Here is a 21,112-nt window from a genome sequence, read left to right as displayed (position 1 = left end):
CTCGTGCTCTGAGCTTCCGTACCTGAGCGCAACCGGCCGCCCGATCGCCAGATGCAGCATGTCGGGGTTTCCGAGCCCAGGGATACCGCGACATGCCGCAGACCGCGAGCGCCGGGTACCGGGTGCCTAGGGCGGCCGAGTGCCCACACAACGGCGGCAGCGCCTCGGGGATTCGCTGTGGGTTTCGGCTTCAACGCGGTCGTCGGATACGGCAGGATGCACGGTCATGAGCACGAAGTCGACGTCAGGCATCGATGGATCCGGCGCGCCCGATCACCCGTCCCGCTCCGACGGCTTCGTCCGAGGGCTCTCCGGACTGATCGGTGGCCCGCTCGGTGACCACGCGGTCGCCCGCGACCGGCCCGTCGGCGCGGAGCGTCGGTTCTGGACGGCGGTACGGATCGTCCTGGCGCTGACCTGTCTGACGCTGGCCCTGCACTGGGTGCAGAAGTCGCCCTGCCAGGACGGCGCATGGGCGAACAACGAGCAGTACACCCGCTTCTGCTACACCGACGTGCTGGCGCTCTACTACGCCGAGCGCCTCAACGAGGGCGCGGTGCCCTACCGGGACCACCCGGTGGAGTACCCGGTGCTGACCGGATACTTCATGGGGGCGCTCGGGTTGCCGGTGCACGCGGCCGGCGACGGAAACCCCGACATGAACCAGGGCCAGTGGTTCTACAACCTCAACGCCCTCGTGCTCGGTGCGCTGGCGGTGGCCACCGTGGCGGTCATCCTGGCGCTGCGCCGACGACGTCCGTGGGACGCCGCGCTCTTCGCGCTCGCGCCCGCGCTGCTGCTCACCGCCACCGTCAACTGGGACTTCCTCGCCATCGGGTTCGCCGCGTTCGGCCTGCTGGCCTGGGCGCGCAGCGGGCGGGGGCTGGGCGCCAACCTGCCCGGGGGGTCGCCGCCAGGTGTGTCTCTCTTCGGGGTGCTGATGGTCGCCCTGGCCGGGGTGCTGCTCGGGCTGGGCGGTGCAGCGAAGATGTGGCCGCTGTTCATCCTCGGCCCGATCCTGGTGCTCGCGATCCGGACCGGCCGGATCTGGGCGGGCATCCTGCCCATCATCACGGCCGCCGTGACGGTGGTGCTGGTGAACCTGCCGGTGGCGATCCCGTACCGGGACAACTGGAACCGCTTCTTCGAGCTGAACACCACGCGCCCCATCGACTGGGGCACCTTCTGGTACATCGGCCGCTACCTGGACGGCAAGTTCGGCGACCCCGCGAGCATCGGCCCCTTCCAGTGGCTCGACGGCAACATTCCCACCCTCAACCACCTGTCGTACGCCCTGTTCGGGCTGGCCTGCCTCGGCATCGGTGCGCTCGCCCTGCTGGCACCCCGGCGCCCCCGGCTCGCCCAGCTCGCCTTCCTGGTGGTCGCCGTCTTCCTGATCTTCAGCAAGGTGTGGTCGCAGCAGTTCGTGCTCTGGCTACTGCCGCTGGTGGTGCTCGCCCGGCCCAAGTGGGGAGCGTTCCTCGTCTGGCAGGTCGCCGAGGTCTGCTACTTCGTCGCCTTCTACGGCCAGCTGCTCGGCGCGTCGACCGGCACGCCGGTCTTCCCGGAGGGCGTCTTCGTGCTGGCCGCGAGCCTGCGCCTGGCCGCCGTGGTGGCCCTGGTCGTCCTGGTCGTCCGCGAGATCCTCAACCCCGAGCAGGACGCGGTGCGCCAGACCTACGCGGACGACCCGGACGGTGGTCTGCTCGACGGCGCTCCCGACGCTTCCTGGCTGGAACGTTGGCGAAGCTCTGGCCGGAAGATCGAAGCAGCGCCGGCACCCGTGGCCACCACCACGTGATCCGGTGACGCCGCTCAGAGACGGAAGACGACGACTGAGTCGATCTCCTCGCGGGTGATGCCCAGCCCGTCGACGGGCGCGTCGACGCTGACCTCCCACGGGGTGCCCTTGATCTTGTCCCGCAGCACGAGGACGTTGTGGACGCCGAGGGTACGCAGGTAGTCGACGCTGGTCTGGTCGGGGAACGTCATGGCGACCCGGCGTACGTCGGCCAGTTGGCGTGGGGTGAACCCGCTGCCACCGTTGACGATGTCCTGGAACCGGGTGGTCGACCAGAGCATCACCGGCTGGTCGTGGTTCTGCCCGCTGGGCAGGACCAGCAGTGGGCCGTCGACCGAACGCATGGCTGCCGGCTGGGCCGGCACCACCGGATGGGGTGTGGTGTTGGTGCCCTCGGCGATGACCAGCAGCAGCGGTACCAGCGTCGCCAGCCGCAGCCAGGGGCTCGGCCAGGAGGGGATCCGTTCGGCGGAGATCTCCCGGACCCGCTCGGCGAAGGCGCTGACCGCCCCGGCCGCGAGCAGCCCGAGCAGCAGTGTGGCCCACAGCATCAGCCGCCCCGGTGTCCGGATGCCGCTCCAGCCGGGCAGGTGGTCGAAGAGCGGCGCGTAGGTGAAGCGACCGCCGAAGAACTCGGTGCCCATCGACAGGAGCATCGCCACCAGCACCCCGGCGAGCAGGAACAGGCGTTGGCGGACCTTCCAGACGGAGAAGAACAGCCCGCCGAGGGCCAGCGCGTACAGCACGAAGCCCGGCAGCAGCGTCATCTCCGGATGCCAGGGCAGCAGCGACCGGGCGCCCTCGTGCAGCCCGCCCCAGAGGCGGGACTCGGCCGGCGCGGTGACGAAGCCGCTCGCCGGCGGCGAGAAGATCGCGATGTCGCCGAGCGTCCGCTCCGCGTTCGGGTGCAGCTGCGCGACGGTGAAGTACGGGATGGCCATCAGGACGCCCACCCCGGCGAAGATCAGCCCACCGATCAGGTCGGCGACGAACAGCCGCTGGCCGAAGGGCCGCTTGAGCCGCCAGAAGATCCGTTTCGCGTACCAGATGACGGCGGCCACCAGCACGATGCCGGCGAGCAGGTACGCGAACGGCAGGCCGATGCCGAAGCCGAGGCTCAGCTGCCAGGCGGCCACCAGCCAGCCGGCGTACACCCAGCCCTCGTGCCGGCGCTCGGGTCGGTAGCCGTGCCGCAGCGACCAGCCGTGCCCCCTGGCCAGCATGGCCAGCGCCAGCGGAATGCCGCCGTTGGAGACGACGTGCAGGTGACCGGCCTGGGCCAGCAGCCACGGCGCGTAGGTGTAGGCGGCACCGACCACCGCGGACCCGGTGCGGCTCGCGCCGAGTTGCCGGGCCAGCACGTACGCGCCGAAGGTGGCGAGGGCGTGCGCCAGCACGAACATGATGTTGTAGCGGACCAGGGCGGCCTCGGGGCCGCTGCCGATCATGCCGGCCGGTGCGTACCCGAGCAGAGTGTCCGAGAAGGCGAAGCTCCACCGTTCGGGATAGAACGCGTTGGAGTGCCACAGCTGCGCCGGATCGGTCAGCAGGATGTGCCCGGACCAGGCCATCTGCCAGGCCTGGAGACTCGGGTCCCAGTAGTCCTGTGGCAGCGTGTGTGCCGGGTAGCGCAGCGTCGGCCAGGTCATCAGCACGGCCAGCGCAAGGGACGCGAAGGCGGCCAGCGTCCACTCGTGGATCAGCAGCCGGCCGAACCACCGCCCCAGTCGCCCGTACCAGGTGGGGACCGGCTCGGGCGCGGGCCCGAAGGCAGCCCACCGGTCCGGCTTGCTTCCGCCCGCCGCCGGAGTGCCGTCCTGCTTGCCGCCGGCCCCGTCTTCGCCGTCGCCGGCCACCTTCCCGGTGGCGGCGTCCTTCCCCGCGTCGTCAGCCTTCCCGGTGGCGATGTCCTTCCCGGCGTCGTCGGTCTTCTCGGTGGCGGCGTTTGTCTCCGCGCCCTCGGCCTTCCCGGTGGCCGTGCCCGAGGCGGCGTCCGGCTCCGCCGCTCGGCCGGCCCGGTGGCCTGCGGCCTTGTCGGAGGCGTCGTCGTTGCCGTCGCTCCGCTCGGGGCCGAGGTCCTGGTCCGGAACCCGGTCCCCGGTGGCGGCACCGGGTGAGGCACCTCCGGTGCCGCCGGACTCGGCACCGCCGGCTCCGCCACCGGTACCCGCAGCGTTCTTGGCCGTGCCGTCGGTGCTGCCCTCGGCCGGAGCGGCTGGGCGCTCGGAGGCGACGTCGGTGCCGGCGCGCTTCTTCGACGCGCGGTCCTCGTTCGTCGGCGTACCGCCGGACGTCGAGCCGTCGGCGGCCCGGCCGTCGCGTGAAGGTGGTCTCGGGCCGCCGGGGGCGGACTGGTCCGTGGTCATCGCGGCCCGGTCTCCCCGGCGAGTTGCCCGCGCAGGAATGCGATGTCGCCGCTCTGCCCCTCGACGCCTCCGGGAGTCTCGACGATGACCGGGGCGCCCGCCGCGCGGATCACCGAGACCACGAGTTCCGGGTCGATGGTCCCGCCCGGCAGGTTGTCGTGGCGGTCCCGACCCGATCCGAAGCCGTCCTTGGAGTTGTTGGCGTGCACCAGGTCGATCCGCCCGGTGATCGCCTTCACCCGGTCGACCAGGCCCAGCAGCTCCTCCCCGCCGGCGTGTGCGTGGCAGGTGTCGAGGCAGAAACCCACCTCGTGATCACCGACGGCGTCCCACAGCCGGGCCAGTGCGTCCAGCCGCCGGGCGCAGGCGTTCTCACCACCGGCGGTGTTCTCGATCAGCACCGGTAGCCCGAAGCCGCCGGACTCGGCCGCGTACGACAGGGCCTTGCGCCAGTTGTCGAACCCGGTCGCCGGGTCGTCACCGGCGTTGACGTGCCCGCCGTGCACCACCAGCCCTTTGGCGCCGATGGCCGCAGCCGCCTTCGCGTGCGCGAGCAGCAGCTTGCGGCTGGGGATCCGGATGCGGTTGTTGCCGGTCGCGACATTGATGACGTACGGCGCGTGCACGTAGACGTCGACGTCGGTGGTACGCAGCGCTTCCGCGTCGGCACGGGGCTGCGGCGTCTTCCACCCTTGCGGGTCGGAGAGGAAGAACTGCACGGCGTCTGCCGCTCGGGCGGTCGCCTCCGCCAGCGGGTCGGTCGGATCGACGTGGGCTCCGATACGCATGCAGGCGAGCCTACGTCCCGCCTCCGACGCCCGCGTCGATGCCCGCGACCCGGCCGCGTCACCGGCACCGACGGCGGTCGTTGATTCCGGTGGATCCTCCCGGTCAAGTGACCTGGCCGGAGGTGACCGAGAAAATTGTCGGTAATTCCGGGATTTGCCCCATGAAGAGCCGACTTCCGCGATAACGTCAGGTAACAACATGATAAAGCTCCGCGGGGCGTCTCCGGTCCAACCTCATCGGTGTGGTCGTTCCTCCCCAGGTCCCACCCAAGGAATGCGGACCAGGCGCCCCGCGGCCCCGTGGCCGGGGGTCCGTGCCGACAGCGACGTCGGCCGGACCCCCGGTTCGCTGTGCCTGTCACCTCGGTGATGGTGATCGTCCGGGCCGGGTATCCTGGTCCGGTTGCCCGTCCCCGGCCGGGTCCCCCCGGTACCGGAACGGGCCACGACGCACGACCTCCTGCCACGGAAGGACCGTGGCCGCTTAGCCCACAGGAGGTGAGCACGTCTTGCGTCATTACGAGATCATGGTGATCCTCGACCCCAGCCTCGAGGAGCGCACCGTCGCCCCGTCGCTCGACACGTACCTGAACGTGATCAGGACCGCGGGTGGCTCGGTGGAGAAGACCGATGTGTGGGGCCGCCGACGCCTCGCCTACGAGATCAACAAGAAGGCCGAGGGCATCTACGCCGTCATCGACCTCCAGGCGACGCCGGAGGCGGTGGCCGAGCTGGACCGCCAGCTGCGGCTCAACGAGTCCGTGCTGCGCACGAAGGTCATCCGGCCGGAGATGCGCTAGCAAATCCACCCGGCCCCACCCGGATCAGCCTCACCGTCGCTGTCGGAGGGTTCTGAGAACCTGTACGGCGGAACGGATGAGCGCGCGAGGAGTTGGTCATGGCAGGAGACACCACCATCACGGTCATCGGCAACCTGACCGATGACCCCGAGTTGCGGTTCACCCCCTCCGGTGCCGCGGTCGCCAAGTTCCGGGTCGCCTCGACGCCCCGGTTCATGGACAAGGCCTCCGGTGAGTGGAAGGACGGCGAGCCGCTGTTCCTCTCGTGCACCGTCTGGCGGCAGGCCGCGGAGCACGTGGCGGAGTCGCTCCAGCGCGGCGCCCGCGTGATCGTCTCGGGTCGACTGCGTCAGCGGTCGTACGAGACCCGCGAGGGTGAGAAGCGCACCGTCATCGAGCTGGAGGTCGACGAGATCGGCCCGTCGCTGCGCTACGCCACGGCGAAGGTGCAGAAGATGTCCCGGTCCGGCGGCGGTGGCGGCGGCTTCGGTAGCGGTGGCGGTGGTGGCCAGGGCGGCGGAGGCAACTTCGACGACCCCTGGGCTTCGGCTGCACCGGCCCCCTCCCGTTCGGGTGGCGGCAACTTCGACGAGGAGCCTCCGTTCTAATGGCGCCGAGCGCCCGTGATCGTAAACCAGGAGCAAGAGCAATGGCGAAGGCTGCGGCACTGCGCAAGCCGAAGAAGAAGGTGAACCCGCTCGACAAGGACGGGATCACCTACATCGATTACAAGGACACCGCGCTGCTGCGCAAGTTCATCTCCGACCGCGGCAAGATCCGCGCTCGGCGGGTGACCGGCGTCACCTCGCAGCAGCAGCGGCAGATCGCCCGTGCGGTCAAGAACGCCCGTGAGATGGCGCTCCTGCCGTACACCGCGACGGCCCGCTGAGGAAAGGCACCGACATGAAGATCATCCTGACTCAGGAGGTGTCCGGGCTCGGTGCCCCGGGCGACATCGTGGAGGTCAAGAACGGCTACGGCCGTAACTACCTGCTCCCGCAGGGCTTCGCGATCGCCTGGACCAAGGGCGCGGAGAAGCAGGTCACCCTGATCAAGCGGGCCCGCTCGGCCCGCGAGATCCGCGACCTGGACCACGCCAACGAGGTGAAGGCACAGCTCGAGGCCCTCAAGGTGAACCTGAAGGCCCGCGCCGGGGAAGGCGGCCGCCTCTTCGGCTCGGTCACCCCGGCCGAGATCGTCGACGCCGTCAAGGCGGCCGGCGGTCCGGCGCTCGACCGGCGGCGGCTGGAGGTTTCCGGCCACATCAAGTCGATCGGGTCGCACCCTGTGCGGATCAAGCTGCACCCCGAGGTGACCGCCTCGTTCAACCTCAACGTCGTGCAGGGCTGATCCCAGCCGACGAACGACAGCAGGGCCTGCACCGCGCACGGTGCGGGCCCTGCTGTCGTTGTCGCTCACGGATCATCCTGCCGGCCGAGGAGCACGCACCGGACCCGTCGTCGCGGTTCGCCGATCAACCGATCGGCTGGCCGGTCACCGCGCTGATCATCACCGTGGAGAGGCCGCCACCCACCACGGCCGCGGCCAGCGCCACCGTGGTCGGACGCCAGGTCGTACCCACCCGACGCAGCAGCGTCGCGATCGCCAAGCTGCTGGCCAGGGCCAGACCGAAGCGGGGCATCCCGCCCACCATCGCCCCGAACGCCCGCGCCCGAGGCGACTCGCAACCACCGCCACTGATGTCCGTCACACAGCCCACGGGCGGTGTGCCGTCCAGGGTCAGCAGCCAGACGAAGATCACGACCGCTGGCAGGACGTAACAGGCCGCGGTGTAGAGCAGCGGTAGCCAGGGGCCACCCGGATCGGGGTCGAGCAGGTCGTCTTCCAGCCGGCGGTTCCAACCGGCGCTGCCCACCGACTCGATGCGCCGTCGTACCGCCGCGATACCCACCGGCCGGGCCTGCGGAACAGCCACCGGACGTCGCCGCGGCGTCGGGCGGGGACGCGGCGCCGTGTAACCCACCACCGGCGACCGTGGGGCCGACGCGGGCGCATCCACCCAACGGGGATCGTCACCGGCCAACCGGGTGCCCGACCAGAAGGTCTCCTGCGGTGGCTCCGGCTCCGGCCGGCTGCCCCACGACCACTGCTCGGCACCGGGCGCGCCGCCCGACCGGGGTGGCTGAGTGCGATCCCACCGGTCCGGCTCGGAGTAGTCGTCCCACCGGTTCCGGTCCTGATGCCGAGCCCGCCGATCCACCTCGGGATCGCGGTCCCACTGACCCGTACTGTCCGGCTCCGACCACTGGTCCGCCGGGGCCGACTGAAGCCACTGGCTCGTACTGTCGGCGTCCCAGGGGTCGACCGGGCCGGCCTCGGCTCGACGGCCCAGGCCGGTGGGCTGCTGCCAGGCGTGCAGACCGGAGGCGTCCCACGGATCCACCGCAGGGGGCCGCGGTTCCGGCTCCGCCGACCGCTCCCACGGCTCCGCCGCCCGATCCCAGGGATCCATGGCCGGCCCGGGGGCCGGCTCCGCCGCCCGCCGCCTACGTCGAGGAGTCGGGTCAGCGGCCGGCTCGGAACCGGTCGTCTGCTGATCCTCGTCCTGGAGGCCGGACCAGGTCACCTGCCGACGGCGCGACTGCGCTCGGCGGGGCCGACTCTGCGGCGACACGCCCGAGACCGGCTCGTCCTCCTCGGCCCGCCGACTACCGACGTACCCCTCCTCCTGTGGACGGTCGAACGTCCACTCGCGGGTGTGGTCGGACTCCGGTGTCACGGCGGGCGACGGCGCGATGGCACGCGGCCGTGCGTCACGCCATTCCGCCTCGTCGGACCGGCGGCTCCGGCCGCTGCGGGAAGACCTCGACGACCGCCAGCCATCGTCGCCGTAGCGCGGCCGGTCGTCATCGTCATCGTCGTCCGGTGCGGCATGCCGACCGCCGCCGTCGACGCTGCTGACACCCGACTCCAGCGCCCAACGCGGCAGGTAGGGCTCGGCCGGCTCCTCCTGGCCGCGCTCGATCGCCCGTCGACGGCTCGGGGTGCGGTAACGCTCGACCGCCGAGTCGTACCGCTCGGCCGGTGAACGTTCGACGGGATCGGCCCATGAAGCGGCCGGTCGCCGCTCGCGCGGACCGTCCTCTCCGCGTGCCCAGTCCCGGTAACTCACGGCCGGAGCGTGACCCTTCTCAACCGAAAGTGCAATCCGCTGTCCAGGTGTAGCCGTAGGCCACCGATCTTACGGGAGGTTCAGGACAAAGCCCTACCCGGAAATTCGCTCCACAGGCTGGGGAAGAAGTTTGCGCAGGTCAGAGGGGTTGCTGCCGAGAATTCCCCATCCGTTATCCACAACCTGTGCACACGCTGCGCACATGCTTGTCCACTCGCGTCCACAGGTTGTCCCAAGGCTCGTCCACCGGCACTGTTGAGCGGCTGACCTCGGAGTCCGTATGGTTGCCACCGACCTGCCGACCGATGACCCCCGATCGAAGCGGCCGGTCGACGTTGTCGCACCCGGGCGGTAAGCCTGGAACCGATCCGACGCAGTGGAGGGGGCCCGGTGTCGGTCACCGATGACAGGCGGACGGAGTCGTTCCCGGGCGGCGTGCAACAGTCCGGCGATGCGCCACGCGACGGTCAGTTCGACAAGACGCCGCCCCAGGACGTGGCGGCGGAGCAGTGCGTCCTCGGTGGCATGCTGCTCTCCAAGGACGCCATCGCCGACGTCGTCGAGATCCTCAAGACCAACGACTTCTACCGGCCGGTCCATGCCACCATCTTCGACACCATTCTGGAGATCTACGGCAGGGGTGAGCCGGCCGACGCCATCACCGTCGCCGCGGCACTGGCCGACTCCGGTGATCTGGCCCGCGTGGGTGGCGCTCCATACCTGCACACGCTGATCGCGAGCGTGCCGACCGCCGCGAACGCCGCCTACTACGCGCGCATCGTCAGCGAACGAGCCGTGCTCCGCCGCCTGGTCGAGGCCGGTACCCGGATCGTCCAACTCGGTTACGGCACGGCGAGCGGCGGCAGCCGGGACGTCGACGACATCGTGGACCTGGCGCAGCAGGCCGTCTACGACGTGACCGAGCGCCGGGTCAGCGAGGACTTCGCCGTCCTGGCCGACATGCTGCAACCGACGCTGGACGAGATCGAGGCGGTCGGCGCCCAGGGTGGCGTGATGACCGGCGTGCCGACCGGATTCACCGACCTGGACCGCCTGCTCAACGGACTGCACGCCGGTCAGTTGATCATCGTGGCCGGGCGACCTGGCCTCGGGAAGTCCACGGCGAGCATGGACTTCGCGCGTAACGCCGCGATCCGGGCGAACCAGGCATCGGCGATCTTCTCGCTGGAAATGAGCAAGGTCGAGATCGTCATGCGGCTGCTGTCGGCGGAGGCGCGGGTGCCGCTGCACGTGCTGCGCAGCGGGCAACTCTCCGATGACGACTGGACCAAGCTCGCTCGGTGCATGGGTGAGATCAGCGAGGCACCGCTGTTCGTCGACGACACACCCAGCATGAACCTGATGGAGATCCGGGCGAAGGCCCGTCGGCTCAAGCAGCGGCACGACCTCAAGTTGATTGTGGTCGACTACCTCCAGCTGATGACCTCGCCGAAGCGTACCGAGAGCCGGCAGCAGGAGGTCGCGGACCTGTCCCGGGGCCTGAAGCTGTTGGCCAAGGAGGTCGAGTGCCCGGTCATTGCGGTCAGCCAGCTGAACCGAGGCCCGGAACAGCGCACCGACAAGCGCCCACAATTGTCTGACTTGCGCGAATCTGGCTCGATCGAACAAGATGCGGACGTCGTCATCCTGCTGCATCGTGACGACTACTACGACAAGGAGTCGCCCCGCGCCGGCGAGGCGGACTTTATCGTTGCCAAGCATCGGAACGGCCCGACCGACACCGTGACGGTCGCCGCCCAGCTGCACTTGTCGCGCTTCGTGGACATGGCGATCGTCTGATCAGCCGAGCACCGGGAAGCGGTCGGCGAGCGCGCCGAGTTCGCGTCGCTCCGGGTCGGTCAGCGGTAGCCGCCCGGTCGCCTTGAGCAGGTAGTCGTGGTCGCTCCAACCGGACGGCCGGGCAACGGCACCGTCGAGCAGAGCGTCCAGGGTGGTCGTCGCGACCCGGGTCGCGGCCGGTCCGGGCCGCGACGCGGCCGGTAGGTCCAGGACCAGGTCGAGGTGGTGGACCACCGCTTCGGTGGTGAGCGTGTCCAGCAGATCGGCTACCCGCAGCACGTGCCCCTGGGTGGTGACGAAGCCGTCCGGGTCCGCGCTGCCGGCGGCGCGTACGGCGGCGGGTGCGGTGTCGGCCCAGAGCCGGACCACGCCGGTCGGACGGTCGAACGCGGCAGCGGAGCGTCGCGCCCACCAGGCGTGCCGGGCGCTTCCGTCGCCGCCCGGGAACGAGTGCCAGTAGCTGACGGAGTCGACGGTGGCCGGTCCGTCGGCGGGGCTGGCCAGGGCGACGAGCGCCCGCTGAGCATCGCAGAGCACGTGGAAGAGCAGGTCCGCGACCAGCCACCCGCGACACCGGGTCGGCCGCTGCAGATCCGCGTCGTCGAGGTCGGCGACGGCACTGGTGATGCCGTCGTACGCGTTGGCCAGTGCGATGTGCGATGCCCGCAACCCCATGTCGGCAGCGTCGCACAGCTCGCGCCGTCCCGCGCTGCGAGAGCCGGGATGGAGGGACCGGGCCGGTGCGGCCCGGTCACCCTGGGTTCGACGGGGGCTCAGCCGAACATCTCGTCGAGGAAGCTCTTGCGCTTCTTCCGCCGGTAGTGCCCGTGGTAGCCGTAGTGCTGCTGGGCGTGGCCGTACGCGGGGGCCGGAGCCGGGTACCCGTGCGGCGGGGGTGGCGGCGGCGGGACGGCACCGTAACCGGGCTGGTGTGGCGCGGGCGGCGGGGGCGGGGGCTGGTAGCCGCCCGGCTGGGAGACGTGCTGGGCGGGCTGCGGTGCGGCGGGGGCCTGCTGCGCGCTCCAGTTGGCTTCCGCCTCGAACAGCTTCTCCAACTCGCCGCGGTCGAGGAAGATCCCGCGGCATTCGCCACACTGGTCGATGACGACGCCACTGCGCTCGTACTGGCGCATTTCTCCGTGACACTTGGGACAGGTCAGGCTCATCACCCGACGGTACCTGGTCGGCTCACGCGGTAGCGGTCAGCGCCTCCGTCACCTCCTCGTCGGAAACCTCGTGGAAGTCGTCGTAGTACGCCCCGACGGCGGTGAAGGCGGGCGGTCGCTGGGCGCAGATCACCTGGTCGGCCTCGGCAGCGAGCATCTCGTACGCCTCCTGGGCGCCGACCGGGACGGCGGCCACGACCCGACGGGCGCCGAGGTGCCGGGCCACCTGCACGGCCGCCCGGGCGGTGGCCCCGGTGGCCAGCCCGTCGTCGACGAGAACGGCCGTTCGGCCGGTCAGGTCCAGCGGCTGCCGGCCGGCCCGGTAGAGCTGTTCGCGCCGATCCAGCTCGGCCTGTTCCCGGTGCTGGACCTCGGCGATGTCGTCGGGGCCGAGCTGGCCGGCCACCACGTCGTTCACCACTCGCACCCCGCCCGGACCGAGCGCACCGAAGGCGACCTCGGGGGCCCACGGCATGCCGAGCTTGCGGACCACCAGTACGTCCAGTGGCGCGCCGAGGCGTTCGGCGACGACCCGAGCCACCGGTACGCCGCCGCGTACCAGGCCCAGGACGACGACGTCGGGTTCGCCGATCAGCGCGGTGAGTCGGTCGGCGAGCACCTGGCCCGCCTCGGTGCGGTCGCGGTAGGTGGTCATGTCCTCAGGTCTACGCCCTGCGGGCCGTCTTCGCCCGCTGGTTGCCGGATCCCGGGAACGTCGAGGGCGAGTGCCCAGACGAGGAAGGCCGCCGGATAGAGGAGATAGCCGAACCGGGTGGCGGGCATCAGCAGGATCGCCACGAGCAGCCCGTACCCGCAGACGAGCGCCGCCGTGCGGGCGGTGCGGGGCGGGTGGCGGACGAGCCGGACGGCGGTCGCCACCCCGGCGGCGACCAGCAGTGCCGCGGCGACCGCCCGTCCCGCCGGTAGCGCGTTCGCGATCAGGTAGCCGGGAAACGGGGACTCTGCCGGGCTGGAGACCAGGCCGTGCCCGAGGGGAAAGCGCAGCACGTTCTCCACCAGGGCGTCGTGGTCGACCAGCAAGGTGGGCAGCAGTGCGGCGGCGGGCAGTCCGAGCGCGCCGGCCGCCACCCGCCGGCCGGCCCGCCGGCAGATGCCCCAGATGACCAGGACCACGGCGACCGGCCAGGCGAACAGCTTGAGCGCACCGGCGAGCCCGACGGCGACGCCGGCCCAGCCAGGTCGTGCGGTGGCGGCCATCGCGAGCGCCAGCAGGCAGAGCGCGAGTACGGGAAGATCGTCGCCGCCGGTGGCGAGGGTCAGCGCGCAGACCGGCAGGACGGTGGCGGCCTGCACCCCGCGTAGCAGGGCCGCGTCGTGGTCGGTCGTCGCGGTCGCGTCCACGGTTCGGCGCAGGACGCGGACGGCGAGGAGGAGGGCGAGGGCGGTGCCGACGGCGAACCAGATCCGGGCGTCGGTCCACCACGCGTCGGCGGCCGCGCGGGGCAGCCCGAACAGGGCCATTCCCGGTTGGTACGGCGTGTAGCCGAGCAGTTGTTCGCCGGGCGGCAGCGCGGCGATGGACTCCGGCCCCAGATAGGGCGTGCCGGTGTCGACCAGTCGCCGCCCGGATTCCTCGACGACGAGCACTTCCTCCTGGGCCCGGTCGATGCGTCCCGCCGCACGCTGCATGCTCTGCCGGATGAGCGGTAGCAGGGCGACGCCGGCCCAGGTGAGCACGGTGACCAGCCAGCGTGCGGGCAGTCCAGCCAGCGCCGAGTCCGGCCGGTGCCGGCGCAGCAGCAGTTGACCGAGTGCCACGATCGCCGCGGTGAGGTAACCGAATGCGGCGATGCCGCCCCAGGCGCGGTGCGGCAGGAGGGTGGAGGTCGCCGCGGTGACTCCGGCGAACGCGGCCGAGGTGGCGTAGAGGCCGAGGTCCAGGACGAGACCGCCGCCAGTGGTGGACAGCCGGTACCACCACCCGGGACGGTGGCGGGTCTGGGTGGTGGTACTCACCCGGGCAAGTGTGTCAGGCCGGCTGGTGCCGGCCCCGGCCCCCCTGTCGACGTCCCTGCGGTAGCCGGACCACCGCACCGGCGTCGTGCAGGGCTACCGCGAGGCAGCCGGTGCGGTTGCCGGTGCCGCGCTGGAGGGCGGCGAGCAGTGTTCCGGCGGGCAATGGGCGGGCGAAGAGGTGCCCCTGGCCGGCGGTGCAGCCCAGTTCCCAGAGCGCGCGTCGCTGGGCCTCCCGCTCCACGCCCTCGGCGACGACGGCGAGGTCGAGGCTGCGACCGAGATCAAGGGTGGAGCGGATGATCGCGGCGGCTTCGGTGGAGGACTCCATGGCGGTGACGAAGCTCCGGTCGATCTTCAACTGGTGCACCGGTATCCGGGAGAGCAGGGAGAGCGACGAGTAGCCGGTCCCGAAGTCGTCCAGGGCGAGCCGGACGCCGGTTTCGCGGAGGCGGGAGAGCACCTGGTCGACGACGTCGAGCTGGCTGAGGGTGAGGGTCTCGGTCAGTTCCAGGATCAGCCGGTCGGGTGGCAGGTCGTGGGCGCGCAGGCGGGCCAGCACGGAACCGGGGAACCGGGTGTCGAGGAGGCTGCGGGGGGAGACGTTGACCGCGACGGGAACGTCGAAGCCGGCGTCACGCCAGGTGCCGGCGGCGATGAGCGCCTGGTCGAGGATGGCCTCGGCGAAGGCCGGGAGCAGGCCGGAGCGTTCGACGGTCTCCAGGAAACGCAGTGGGTCGATCATGCCGTGGGTGGGGTGGCGCCACCGGGCCAGGGCTTCGGCGGCGATGACCTCACCGGTGCCGAGGTCGACGATCGGCTGGAAGTTGACGGTGAACTCGTGGTCGGCGACGGCCCGGGTCAGGTCGCCGCCGAGCGTGAGGCGGCCCAGGTCGGCGGTGTCCCGGGCGGACGCGTAGGTCGCGACGCGTTGCCCGGCCCGTTTGGCCTGGTACATGGCGACGTCCGCACGGCGCAGCAGTTCGACCATGCCGCCGGTGGCGGGAGCGACGGCGATACCACCGCTGGCCTCCACGTTGATTCGCATGCCGTCGATGTCGAAGGGCTCGTGCAGCGCCGCCAGCAGCGTCTCGGCCCGATGTGCGGCCATCGCGGGGGCCGGCAGGGCGCGCAGGAGTACGGCGAACTCGTCGCCGCCGAGCCGGGCGACCAGATCCTCCGCCCGCGCGGCGGCGCGCAGCCGCTCGGCGACGGCGGCCAGCATCTGGTCGCCGGCGGTGTGGCCGAGGGTGTCGTTGACCTCCTTGAAGTGGTTCAGGTCGATCAGTACCAGGGCGGTCACGCCGTCGGCGTGCCGTTGGTGGAGGTGGTCGTTGCCCGCGTCGAGCAGGTGGCGCCGGTTCGGTAGGCCGGTCAGCGCGTCGTGTGTGGCGTCGTGCGCGTGGGCCCGGGCCACCCGGGCGAGTTCGGCGTACGCCTGGGCGTTGCGGATGGCGGTGCACAGCGCCGAGGCGAACGTGTACAGCGTGTACTGCTCTCGCTCGGAGAGCTTCACCGGTCCGCGGAAGCGCAGCCGCAGCATGCCCACGTCGACGGTCTTGTCGTGCCCTTCCAGCCGGGCGGGGACCACCGCGCCCTGAACGCTGGTGGGCTCGTCGGCCGGCCCGTCGTAGGTGACTCCGTCGGTGCCGCCGCGTACCACCCGGTCGGCGTCGCGCAGTTCGACCTCCACCTCGTCGGCGGAGAAGAGTTCGGATGCCCGGGTGACCGCGGTGGTGAGGACCTCGTCCAGCTCGACCACGTTGAGGGCGTCGGTTGTCTGGGCGAGCCGCTGCCACACCTGCTGCTCGGCCCGTTGTCGGATCCGACCCGAGTACGCCAGGTGCAGGCTGAGCACGAGTGGTGGCACGGCGAGCAGGAGCCTGGGGTCCGCTTCGAGGATGAGCAGGCTGCCGGTGGCGACGCAGAAGCGTACGAGGTAGCCCGCGATCCTCAGGTCGAGGTTGCTGCGGAAGTGCTGGGAGATGGGAGTTCGGGAGGCCAGGGCGATCACGGGTATCGCCAGCATCTCGTCGAGCAGAGCGGCGGCGAGGTAGGCCGCTGCGAGTGGGGGAATCAGCTGCCACGGGTCGCCGGTGAGGCCGTCCCAGCCCGCGGCTTGGAGGGTGGCGCCGGCCCCGACGGCCATCAGGACGTTCTTGCCCACGCCGAAGGCGAGCTTGATCGGCGGTAGTCGCAGAGAGGCCAGTGCCACGCCGGCGGCGGTGCACAACACCACCCACGGCGTGGGCGCGAGGGCCAGGGCCATGACCAGCGCGGTCTCGTTCCAGCTGATGCGGTGGGCTGTCGACCTGATCCGGAGAGGAGTCCAGACGAGGGTGCCTACGGCGCTGATGAAGACCAACATCGCCAGGGCGGACACCTCGTTGAGGGGGGTGACCAACGGCGAGGCCGACGCGATCATGGTCGAGGCGACAACGGCTGCCACGGCAGCCACGACGACGAGACCGACTAGCAGCAGGAGCCGCCGATCGGTCTCATTGTCTCGTGTCGAGGAACGGATCATGCCTCCCCTGACGAGTGCACCACCGTGACGGCAAGCCTACCGTCGGCAGTGGGCGACTCAAGGTATTGATCAGGCCCAATCGTTGCCGCGCATACCGGCCTCCCCAATCTCGACGCCCCAGCTCATCGATGGCGATTCCTCGATGGCGAAAGCGAGGTTAAGTCGAGACGGGTCGGCTAAGCCAGGATAAATGTGACAATGCGCAACATTAGTTAAGGATGCCACCATTCATGACGTTCCGTCCATATGAGCTGTGCGGAGCGCATCGATCGTGGAGTTTGTCGAGCGACTTCTCCCTGCCGCCAGCCGGCTTAACCAATTTCGCACAGCTTGGTCGTCGCCACCTCGGATTGTGGTCCCGCATTGCCGATGCCGCCACCGCCGTGACCGAGCGTTTGTTGCGGTTCACCCGATCCGATGCGCATTGTTAAGGTGCGATCACGCGAATGCCTGCCTCACAAGGGGTTCGAGAAGTGAAGATTGAGGTGCTTGGCGGCTTTCGGGTCTCGTTTGGTTCGTCTGGAGTGGACCTCGGTACGCCGAAGCAGCGAACCGTTCTGGCCAAGCTGGTGATGAACCCGAGACGGACGGTTGCGACAGAGGACCTGATCGACGAGATCTGGCCCGAGACACCACCGCGTTCGGCCGTACCAAACGTCCGGACCTACGCCGCCAATCTTCGGCGTGCGTTCGAGGCCCACGAAGCTGGCCGGGGAGTGCTGGTCCGCCAGTGCGGTGGGTACCGGCTGGAGGTGGCCCCGGACGACGTCGACCTGTTCCATTTCCTTCATCAGGTCGAGCGGGCGCGTCAACTCAACCTCGGCGACCAGGCGGGGACCGCACGATCGCTGCTTAGCCAGGCGATGCCCCTCTGGTCCGGGCCACCCCTGCTCGGCGTACCTCTCGGGGCATCGCTGACTGCCCACGTGGCGACCGCCCAGGAGCAGTACCTGCTCGCCGTGGAACTCCTTGCGGATCTACACCTGGAGGCGGATCACGTTGCGGAGGCTCTTCCGCTGCTGTGGCGGACGGTTGCGGCCCATCCGATCCGGGAGCCGGCACTGCTTCTGCTGATGAGGGCGCTGCACCGGCGGGGCGACACTGCCGGCGCGATCTCGGTGTTTCGATCTGCGGCCCGTGCCATCCGGACCGAGTTCGGGGTGGAGCCAGGGTCCGATCTCCGGCGACTGCATCAGGAACTGGTCGAGCGTCAGGGTGCTGTGGTGCCGGCCTCTGTCGCTCCAGGATCTGTCGGCGGTGACCAGTCGATCGCGCGGACTTCGGGCACGCCCGACAGTCACGGGCCCGACTGGGACTGGCTACCCAGACCCGTGGCGGATTTTGTGGGCAGGGATGAGATCGTCGAACGGCTGGTTGGCAGGAGCCGTGCCGGCGATGGCTCGGCATCCGTCGTTCATCTGATCGACGGGATGGCGGGAAGCGGTAAGACGACCCTCGCCGTGCACGTCGCCAGGCGTCTTGCGGCCTCGCACCCGGATGGTCAGCTATTCATCGATCTGCGCGGTCACGAGGACGGCAATCTGGTCGATCCCGCCACCGCCCTCGTGGTGCTCCTTCGCCAGTTGGGTGTGCCGGCCTCACGAATCCCATTGGAAATGGATGAGCGACGAGGCTTGTGGCGGAGAGAGCTGTCCGCTCGCCGCGCCGTCGTCGTCCTGGACAATGCGGCTGACAGCGAACAGGTGGCTCCGCTGCTTCCGGTCACCGCGTCGTCGGTTGTACTGATCACTTCCCGGCGGCGGCTTCTCGATCTCGATGTCGGACCTCCCGAGTCGTTGTCCGTGTTGTCGTCGGAGGCGGGTGTACGACTGCTGGCGGCCAGCGCTGGAGAAGAACGGGTCTCGGCCGAGCCCGAGTCCGCAGCGGAGATTGTCCGCAACTGTGGCTACCTACCGCTGGCGATCCGGCTGGTCGGATCGCGGCTGGCCCATCGACGCAACCGTCGACTGGTCGATCTGGCGGCGCGCCTTGCCGGCAATGAGTCGGGCTTGGTCAGCTTCGGAACGGGTGAGCGCAGCGTCGCGGCGGCCTTCACCGCCTCCTACGAACCGTTGCACGAGGTAAGTAAGCGGGTCTTCCGCTTCCTGGGTCTGCACACCGGTCATTACTGCATAAGCATGGTTGCGGCGATGTCCGGGCTGTCCTACACGAAAGCCGGAACCATTCTCGACGACTTGGTGGACCGACACCTGGTGGAAGAGTCGGAGAATGGTCGCTATCGAATGCACGACCTGGTCCGACAATATGCACGTGAGAAGTGTCTTGAAATGGACTCGGACGAGACGCGAAGGGCGGCGCTCGTCAGTCTGCTTGATCAGGTCATGAGTATGTCGATCGGCGCCACGGAAACGCTTAACAGGCTCGTGGACATTCACGGCGACATCGGCGACGTGGTACCGGAACGGCCCGATCTCCTGCCCGGGCCGGAGGCGGTCGACATCAACTGGGTCGAGCGCGAGCGGGGCAACCTGAATCTCTTCATCGATCTGGCCGCGAGAAATTCCCTCCATGATTACGCCTGGAAGCTGGCTCGCGTACTCTGGCGTTTCTACTATGTGCGCGGCTACTTCGAAGACATCCAGCGTACGCACGAATTGGGGCTCGCCGCTGCAGAGCAGTTGGAGGACGGTCGCGCGATCGGCATCATGAACAACTATCTCGCCTCTGCATTGAGCAAGATCGGCTCACAGAATCAGGCGGTCCAGTGTCTGAAGAATGCGCTGGCGGTGGCCGAGGTGTCCGGCCATCCAGGAGACATCGCCAGGTTCCGAGGAAACCTGAGCGTGATCCACTGCTTGAGGGGTGATTTTCGGGAGGCCGCCGATCTGGCTGTCGCGGCATCGCGTGACCTTCCGATGTCGCAGATCAGTCGGGCTCGGATACACCTGCCGAACCTCGGTCTCGCACTCACCTCGTTGGGTCGCTACGACGAAGCGCTGCGCGTGCACCGCCTTCATCTGCTGTGGGCCCGGGTCGAGGACGATCGCTACCAGATCGCCAACGCCTTGAGTCACCTCGCCGCCGTACGGGTGCGGTTGGGGGAGCACGCTCAGGCTCTGCGGTTGCTGCGGTCCGCCATGGTGCTGTACGCCCAGACCGGGCATCGGTACGGAGAAGGGGACGCGCGCAACGTCATGGCCGTCGCGTACCGAGGCGCAGGTCAGCTCGCGGAAGCCCGACGGCAGCACGAGCTTGCGCTGGAAATCACCGCCCACTCGGCCGAACGGCAGGCGGAGTGCAGTGCGTTGAACGAGTTCGGCCTGACACTGACGGCCGATGGCGACGTCGACGGGGCCGTGCGGGTCCACCAGCGAGCACTTGACCTGGCGATCCGGATCGACAACCGCTACGAGCAGGCGCGGGCGTTGGCCGGTCTCGCCGAGCACCTGGTGAGTGCGGACCCGGCCGAAGCTCGACGGCACCTCGAACGAGCACTGGCACTCATCGAGCCGACCGGCGCGCCGGAGCGGTACGAGATCGAGCGTCGCATCGCTGCCCTGAGGCGGAGCGCAACCGCCGTCGGTGACGGGATCCTTCTGGCCTGACATTCTTATCGATTTCTTATCGCCGGGATCGCTAACCTCCGGAACGTTCGTCGACGGGGGGAGATCCGACAGTTGCCGGATCTCGTCGCGACCCCTGCCGCCGGGTCTACCCCAGCAACCGGCGGCAGGCTGGTGAGGAAGGGGCGGCGTCCCCGCGTCGCTCCTTCCGATCCAGGAAGGGAGCCTGTCGTACCCGAGGGATAGGCTCGCGACCGTGACCGAACCCGCCCAGCTGACCCACGTCGACAAGGCCGGCGCGGCGCGCATGGTCGACGTCTCCGCGAAACAGGTAACCGGGCGTGCGGCGACGGCCGCCGGCCGGCTGCGCACCACCCGCGAGGTGATCAACCTGTTGCGTGGGGAGGGGTTGCCCAAGGGTGACGCCCTGGCGGTCGGGCGGCTGGCCGGGATCATGGGTGCCAAGCGCACCCCCGACCTGATTCCGCTGTGCCATCCGATCGCCCTGCACGGCGTCACGGTCGATTTGACGCTGACCCCCGACACGGTCGAGATCACCGCCACCGCCCGGACGGCCGACCGCACCGGGGTCGAGATGGAGGCGTTGACCGCGGTCGCGGTCGCCGGGCTGGCCCTGGTCGACATGGTCAAGGCGGTGGATCCGGCGGCCAGCGTCGACGCGGTCCGGGTGCTGCGCAAGGATGGCGGCAAGACCGGTCTGTGGGAGCGTCCGGAGGAGCGGCCGTGATCCGCGCCCGGGTGGTGGTGGCCTCCAACCGGGCCGCCGCCGGCGTCTACGCCGACACGAGCGGTCCACTCCTCGTCGCCGGCCTGCGTGAGCTGGGCTGCACGGTGGACGAACCGGTGGTCGTGCCGGACGGCGACCCGGTCGGCCGGGCGGTCGAGGCGGCCGTGGCGGACGGTGTCGACGTGGTGCTGACCAGCGGTGGCACCGGGATCACCCCCACCGACCGCACGCCCGACGTGACCCGGGCCCTGCTCGACTACGAGATCCCCGGCATCGCCGAGGCGATCCGTGCGCACAGCCGCGACAAGGTCCCCACCGCCGCGCTGTCCCGCGGCGTCGCCGGGGTGGCCGGCCGCACGCTGGTGGTCAACCTGCCCGGGTCGACGGGCGGGGCCCGCGACGGAATGGCCGTGCTGGGGCCGATCCTCGCCCACACCGTCGATCAGTTGCGCGGTGGCGACCATCCGGCAGCCGGTTAGGCTCGG

Annotated in this window: 17 protein-coding genes; 9 read left to right on the top strand and 8 right to left on the bottom strand. The window is 70.0% G+C overall.

Features of this window, described 5'->3' with window-relative positions:
• Positions 1–226 precede the first annotated feature (226 nt).
• Complete coding sequence (locus tag SM447_RS04030; RefSeq protein WP_474571363.1) at positions 227–1,801, top strand: glycosyltransferase family 87 protein; 1,575 nt, start codon at positions 227–229, stop codon at positions 1,799–1,801.
• Between the two features lie 14 nt (positions 1,802–1,815).
• Here the strand turns inward: SM447_RS04030 and SM447_RS04025 are convergent, their stop codons facing one another.
• The gene (locus SM447_RS04025) at positions 1,816–4,167 is read right to left on the bottom strand and encodes a hypothetical protein (RefSeq protein ID WP_474571362.1); all 2,352 of its coding nucleotides are present in this window, start codon (positions 4,165–4,167) and stop codon (positions 1,816–1,818) included.
• Positions 4,164–4,955, bottom strand: coding sequence for a deoxyribonuclease IV (locus SM447_RS04020; RefSeq protein WP_474571361.1), 792 nt, complete (start codon positions 4,953–4,955; stop codon positions 4,164–4,166). Before SM447_RS04020 ends, SM447_RS04025 begins: the two co-directional genes overlap by 4 nt.
• Positions 4,956–5,464: 509 nt before the next feature.
• Between SM447_RS04020 and rpsF the strand changes: the two genes are divergently transcribed.
• From rpsF to rplI, 4 genes are all read left to right on the top strand, one after another.
• Positions 5,465–5,755 (top strand): 30S ribosomal protein S6, encoded by a 291-nt coding sequence (gene rpsF, locus SM447_RS04015; RefSeq protein ID WP_089004747.1) that lies wholly within the window; start codon positions 5,465–5,467, stop codon positions 5,753–5,755.
• Positions 5,756–5,853: 98 nt separating this feature from the next.
• Positions 5,854–6,363, top strand: a complete 510-nt coding sequence (locus SM447_RS04010) for a single-stranded DNA-binding protein (RefSeq protein WP_093409371.1) — start codon at positions 5,854–5,856, stop codon at positions 6,361–6,363.
• Positions 6,364–6,404: 41 nt separating this feature from the next.
• Positions 6,405–6,644: a 30S ribosomal protein S18 gene (gene rpsR, locus SM447_RS04005; protein WP_007073789.1), complete on the top strand. Its 240-nt coding sequence runs from the start codon at positions 6,405–6,407 to the stop codon at positions 6,642–6,644.
• A gap of 14 nt (positions 6,645–6,658) precedes the next feature.
• Entirely contained in the window at positions 6,659–7,105 is a 447-nt protein-coding gene (gene rplI, locus SM447_RS04000; protein WP_474571360.1) for a 50S ribosomal protein L9, read from the top strand.
• A 124-nt stretch (positions 7,106–7,229) separates the two neighbouring features.
• On the opposite strand, the gene SM447_RS03995 is transcribed toward rplI, so the two are convergent.
• Complete coding sequence (locus tag SM447_RS03995) at positions 7,230–8,888, bottom strand: hypothetical protein (protein WP_474571359.1); 1,659 nt, start codon at positions 8,886–8,888, stop codon at positions 7,230–7,232.
• Between the two features lie 435 nt (positions 8,889–9,323).
• Here SM447_RS03995 and dnaB point away from each other — a divergent pair, with 435 nt between their 5' ends.
• Positions 9,324–10,688 (top strand): replicative DNA helicase, encoded by a 1,365-nt coding sequence (gene dnaB / locus SM447_RS03990; RefSeq protein ID WP_474571878.1) that lies wholly within the window; start codon positions 9,324–9,326, stop codon positions 10,686–10,688.
• On the opposite strand, the gene SM447_RS03985 is transcribed toward dnaB, so the two are convergent.
• The 5 genes from SM447_RS03985 to SM447_RS03965 all read right to left on the bottom strand — a co-directional run bounded on the left by SM447_RS03985 (position 10,689) and on the right by SM447_RS03965 (position 16,355).
• Entirely contained in the window at positions 10,689–11,363 is a 675-nt protein-coding gene (locus SM447_RS03985; protein WP_474571358.1) for a maleylpyruvate isomerase N-terminal domain-containing protein, read from the bottom strand.
• A 98-nt stretch (positions 11,364–11,461) separates the two neighbouring features.
• Positions 11,462–11,857, bottom strand: coding sequence for a TFIIB-type zinc ribbon-containing protein (locus tag SM447_RS03980; RefSeq protein ID WP_474571357.1), 396 nt, complete (start codon positions 11,855–11,857; stop codon positions 11,462–11,464).
• A gap of 19 nt (positions 11,858–11,876) precedes the next feature.
• Positions 11,877–12,509 (bottom strand): phosphoribosyltransferase, encoded by a 633-nt coding sequence (locus tag SM447_RS03975; RefSeq protein WP_474571356.1) that lies wholly within the window; start codon positions 12,507–12,509, stop codon positions 11,877–11,879.
• Positions 12,506–13,831: a glycosyltransferase 87 family protein gene (locus SM447_RS03970; RefSeq protein ID WP_474571355.1), complete on the bottom strand. Its 1,326-nt coding sequence runs from the start codon at positions 13,829–13,831 to the stop codon at positions 12,506–12,508. Before SM447_RS03970 ends, SM447_RS03975 begins: the two co-directional genes overlap by 4 nt.
• 13 nt (positions 13,832–13,844) lie before the next feature.
• Complete coding sequence (locus SM447_RS03965; protein WP_474571354.1) at positions 13,845–16,355, bottom strand: putative bifunctional diguanylate cyclase/phosphodiesterase; 2,511 nt, start codon at positions 16,353–16,355, stop codon at positions 13,845–13,847.
• Between the two features lie 473 nt (positions 16,356–16,828).
• Here SM447_RS03965 and SM447_RS03960 point away from each other — a divergent pair, with 473 nt between their 5' ends.
• The 3 genes from SM447_RS03960 (at position 16,829) to SM447_RS03950 (ending at position 21,106) form a co-directional block, all read left to right on the top strand.
• Entirely contained in the window at positions 16,829–19,921 is a 3,093-nt protein-coding gene (locus SM447_RS03960; RefSeq protein ID WP_474571353.1) for an AfsR/SARP family transcriptional regulator, read from the top strand.
• 214 nt (positions 19,922–20,135) lie between these two features.
• Positions 20,136–20,627: a cyclic pyranopterin monophosphate synthase MoaC gene (moaC, locus tag SM447_RS03955; RefSeq protein ID WP_474571352.1), complete on the top strand. Its 492-nt coding sequence runs from the start codon at positions 20,136–20,138 to the stop codon at positions 20,625–20,627.
• Entirely contained in the window at positions 20,624–21,106 is a 483-nt protein-coding gene (locus tag SM447_RS03950) for a MogA/MoaB family molybdenum cofactor biosynthesis protein (RefSeq protein ID WP_474571351.1), read from the top strand. The genes moaC and SM447_RS03950 overlap by 4 nt, the downstream gene beginning before the upstream one ends.
• Positions 21,107–21,112 lie beyond the last annotated feature (6 nt).

The organism is Micromonospora aridisoli, assembly GCF_056150025.1.
This window is presented reverse-complemented; position numbering and strand designations above follow the sequence as displayed.

Coding starts and splice junctions, on each gene's coding strand:
- SM447_RS04030 (WP_474571363.1), top strand. CDS start 227: ATGAGCACGAAGTCGACGTCAGGCATCGATGGATCCGGCGCGCCCGAT.
- SM447_RS04025 (WP_474571362.1), bottom strand. CDS start 4,167: ATGACCACGGACCAGTCCGCCCCCGGCGGCCCGAGACCACCTTCACGC.
- SM447_RS04020 (WP_474571361.1), bottom strand. CDS start 4,955: ATGCGTATCGGAGCCCACGTCGATCCGACCGACCCGCTGGCGGAGGCG.
- SM447_RS04010 (WP_093409371.1), top strand. CDS start 5,854: ATGGCAGGAGACACCACCATCACGGTCATCGGCAACCTGACCGATGAC.
- rpsR (WP_007073789.1), top strand. CDS start 6,405: ATGGCGAAGGCTGCGGCACTGCGCAAGCCGAAGAAGAAGGTGAACCCG.
- rplI (WP_474571360.1), top strand. CDS start 6,659: ATGAAGATCATCCTGACTCAGGAGGTGTCCGGGCTCGGTGCCCCGGGC.
- SM447_RS03985 (WP_474571358.1), bottom strand. CDS start 11,363: ATGGGGTTGCGGGCATCGCACATCGCACTGGCCAACGCGTACGACGGC.
- SM447_RS03975 (WP_474571356.1), bottom strand. CDS start 12,509: ATGACCACCTACCGCGACCGCACCGAGGCGGGCCAGGTGCTCGCCGAC.
- SM447_RS03965 (WP_474571354.1), bottom strand. CDS start 16,355: ATGATCCGTTCCTCGACACGAGACAATGAGACCGATCGGCGGCTCCTG.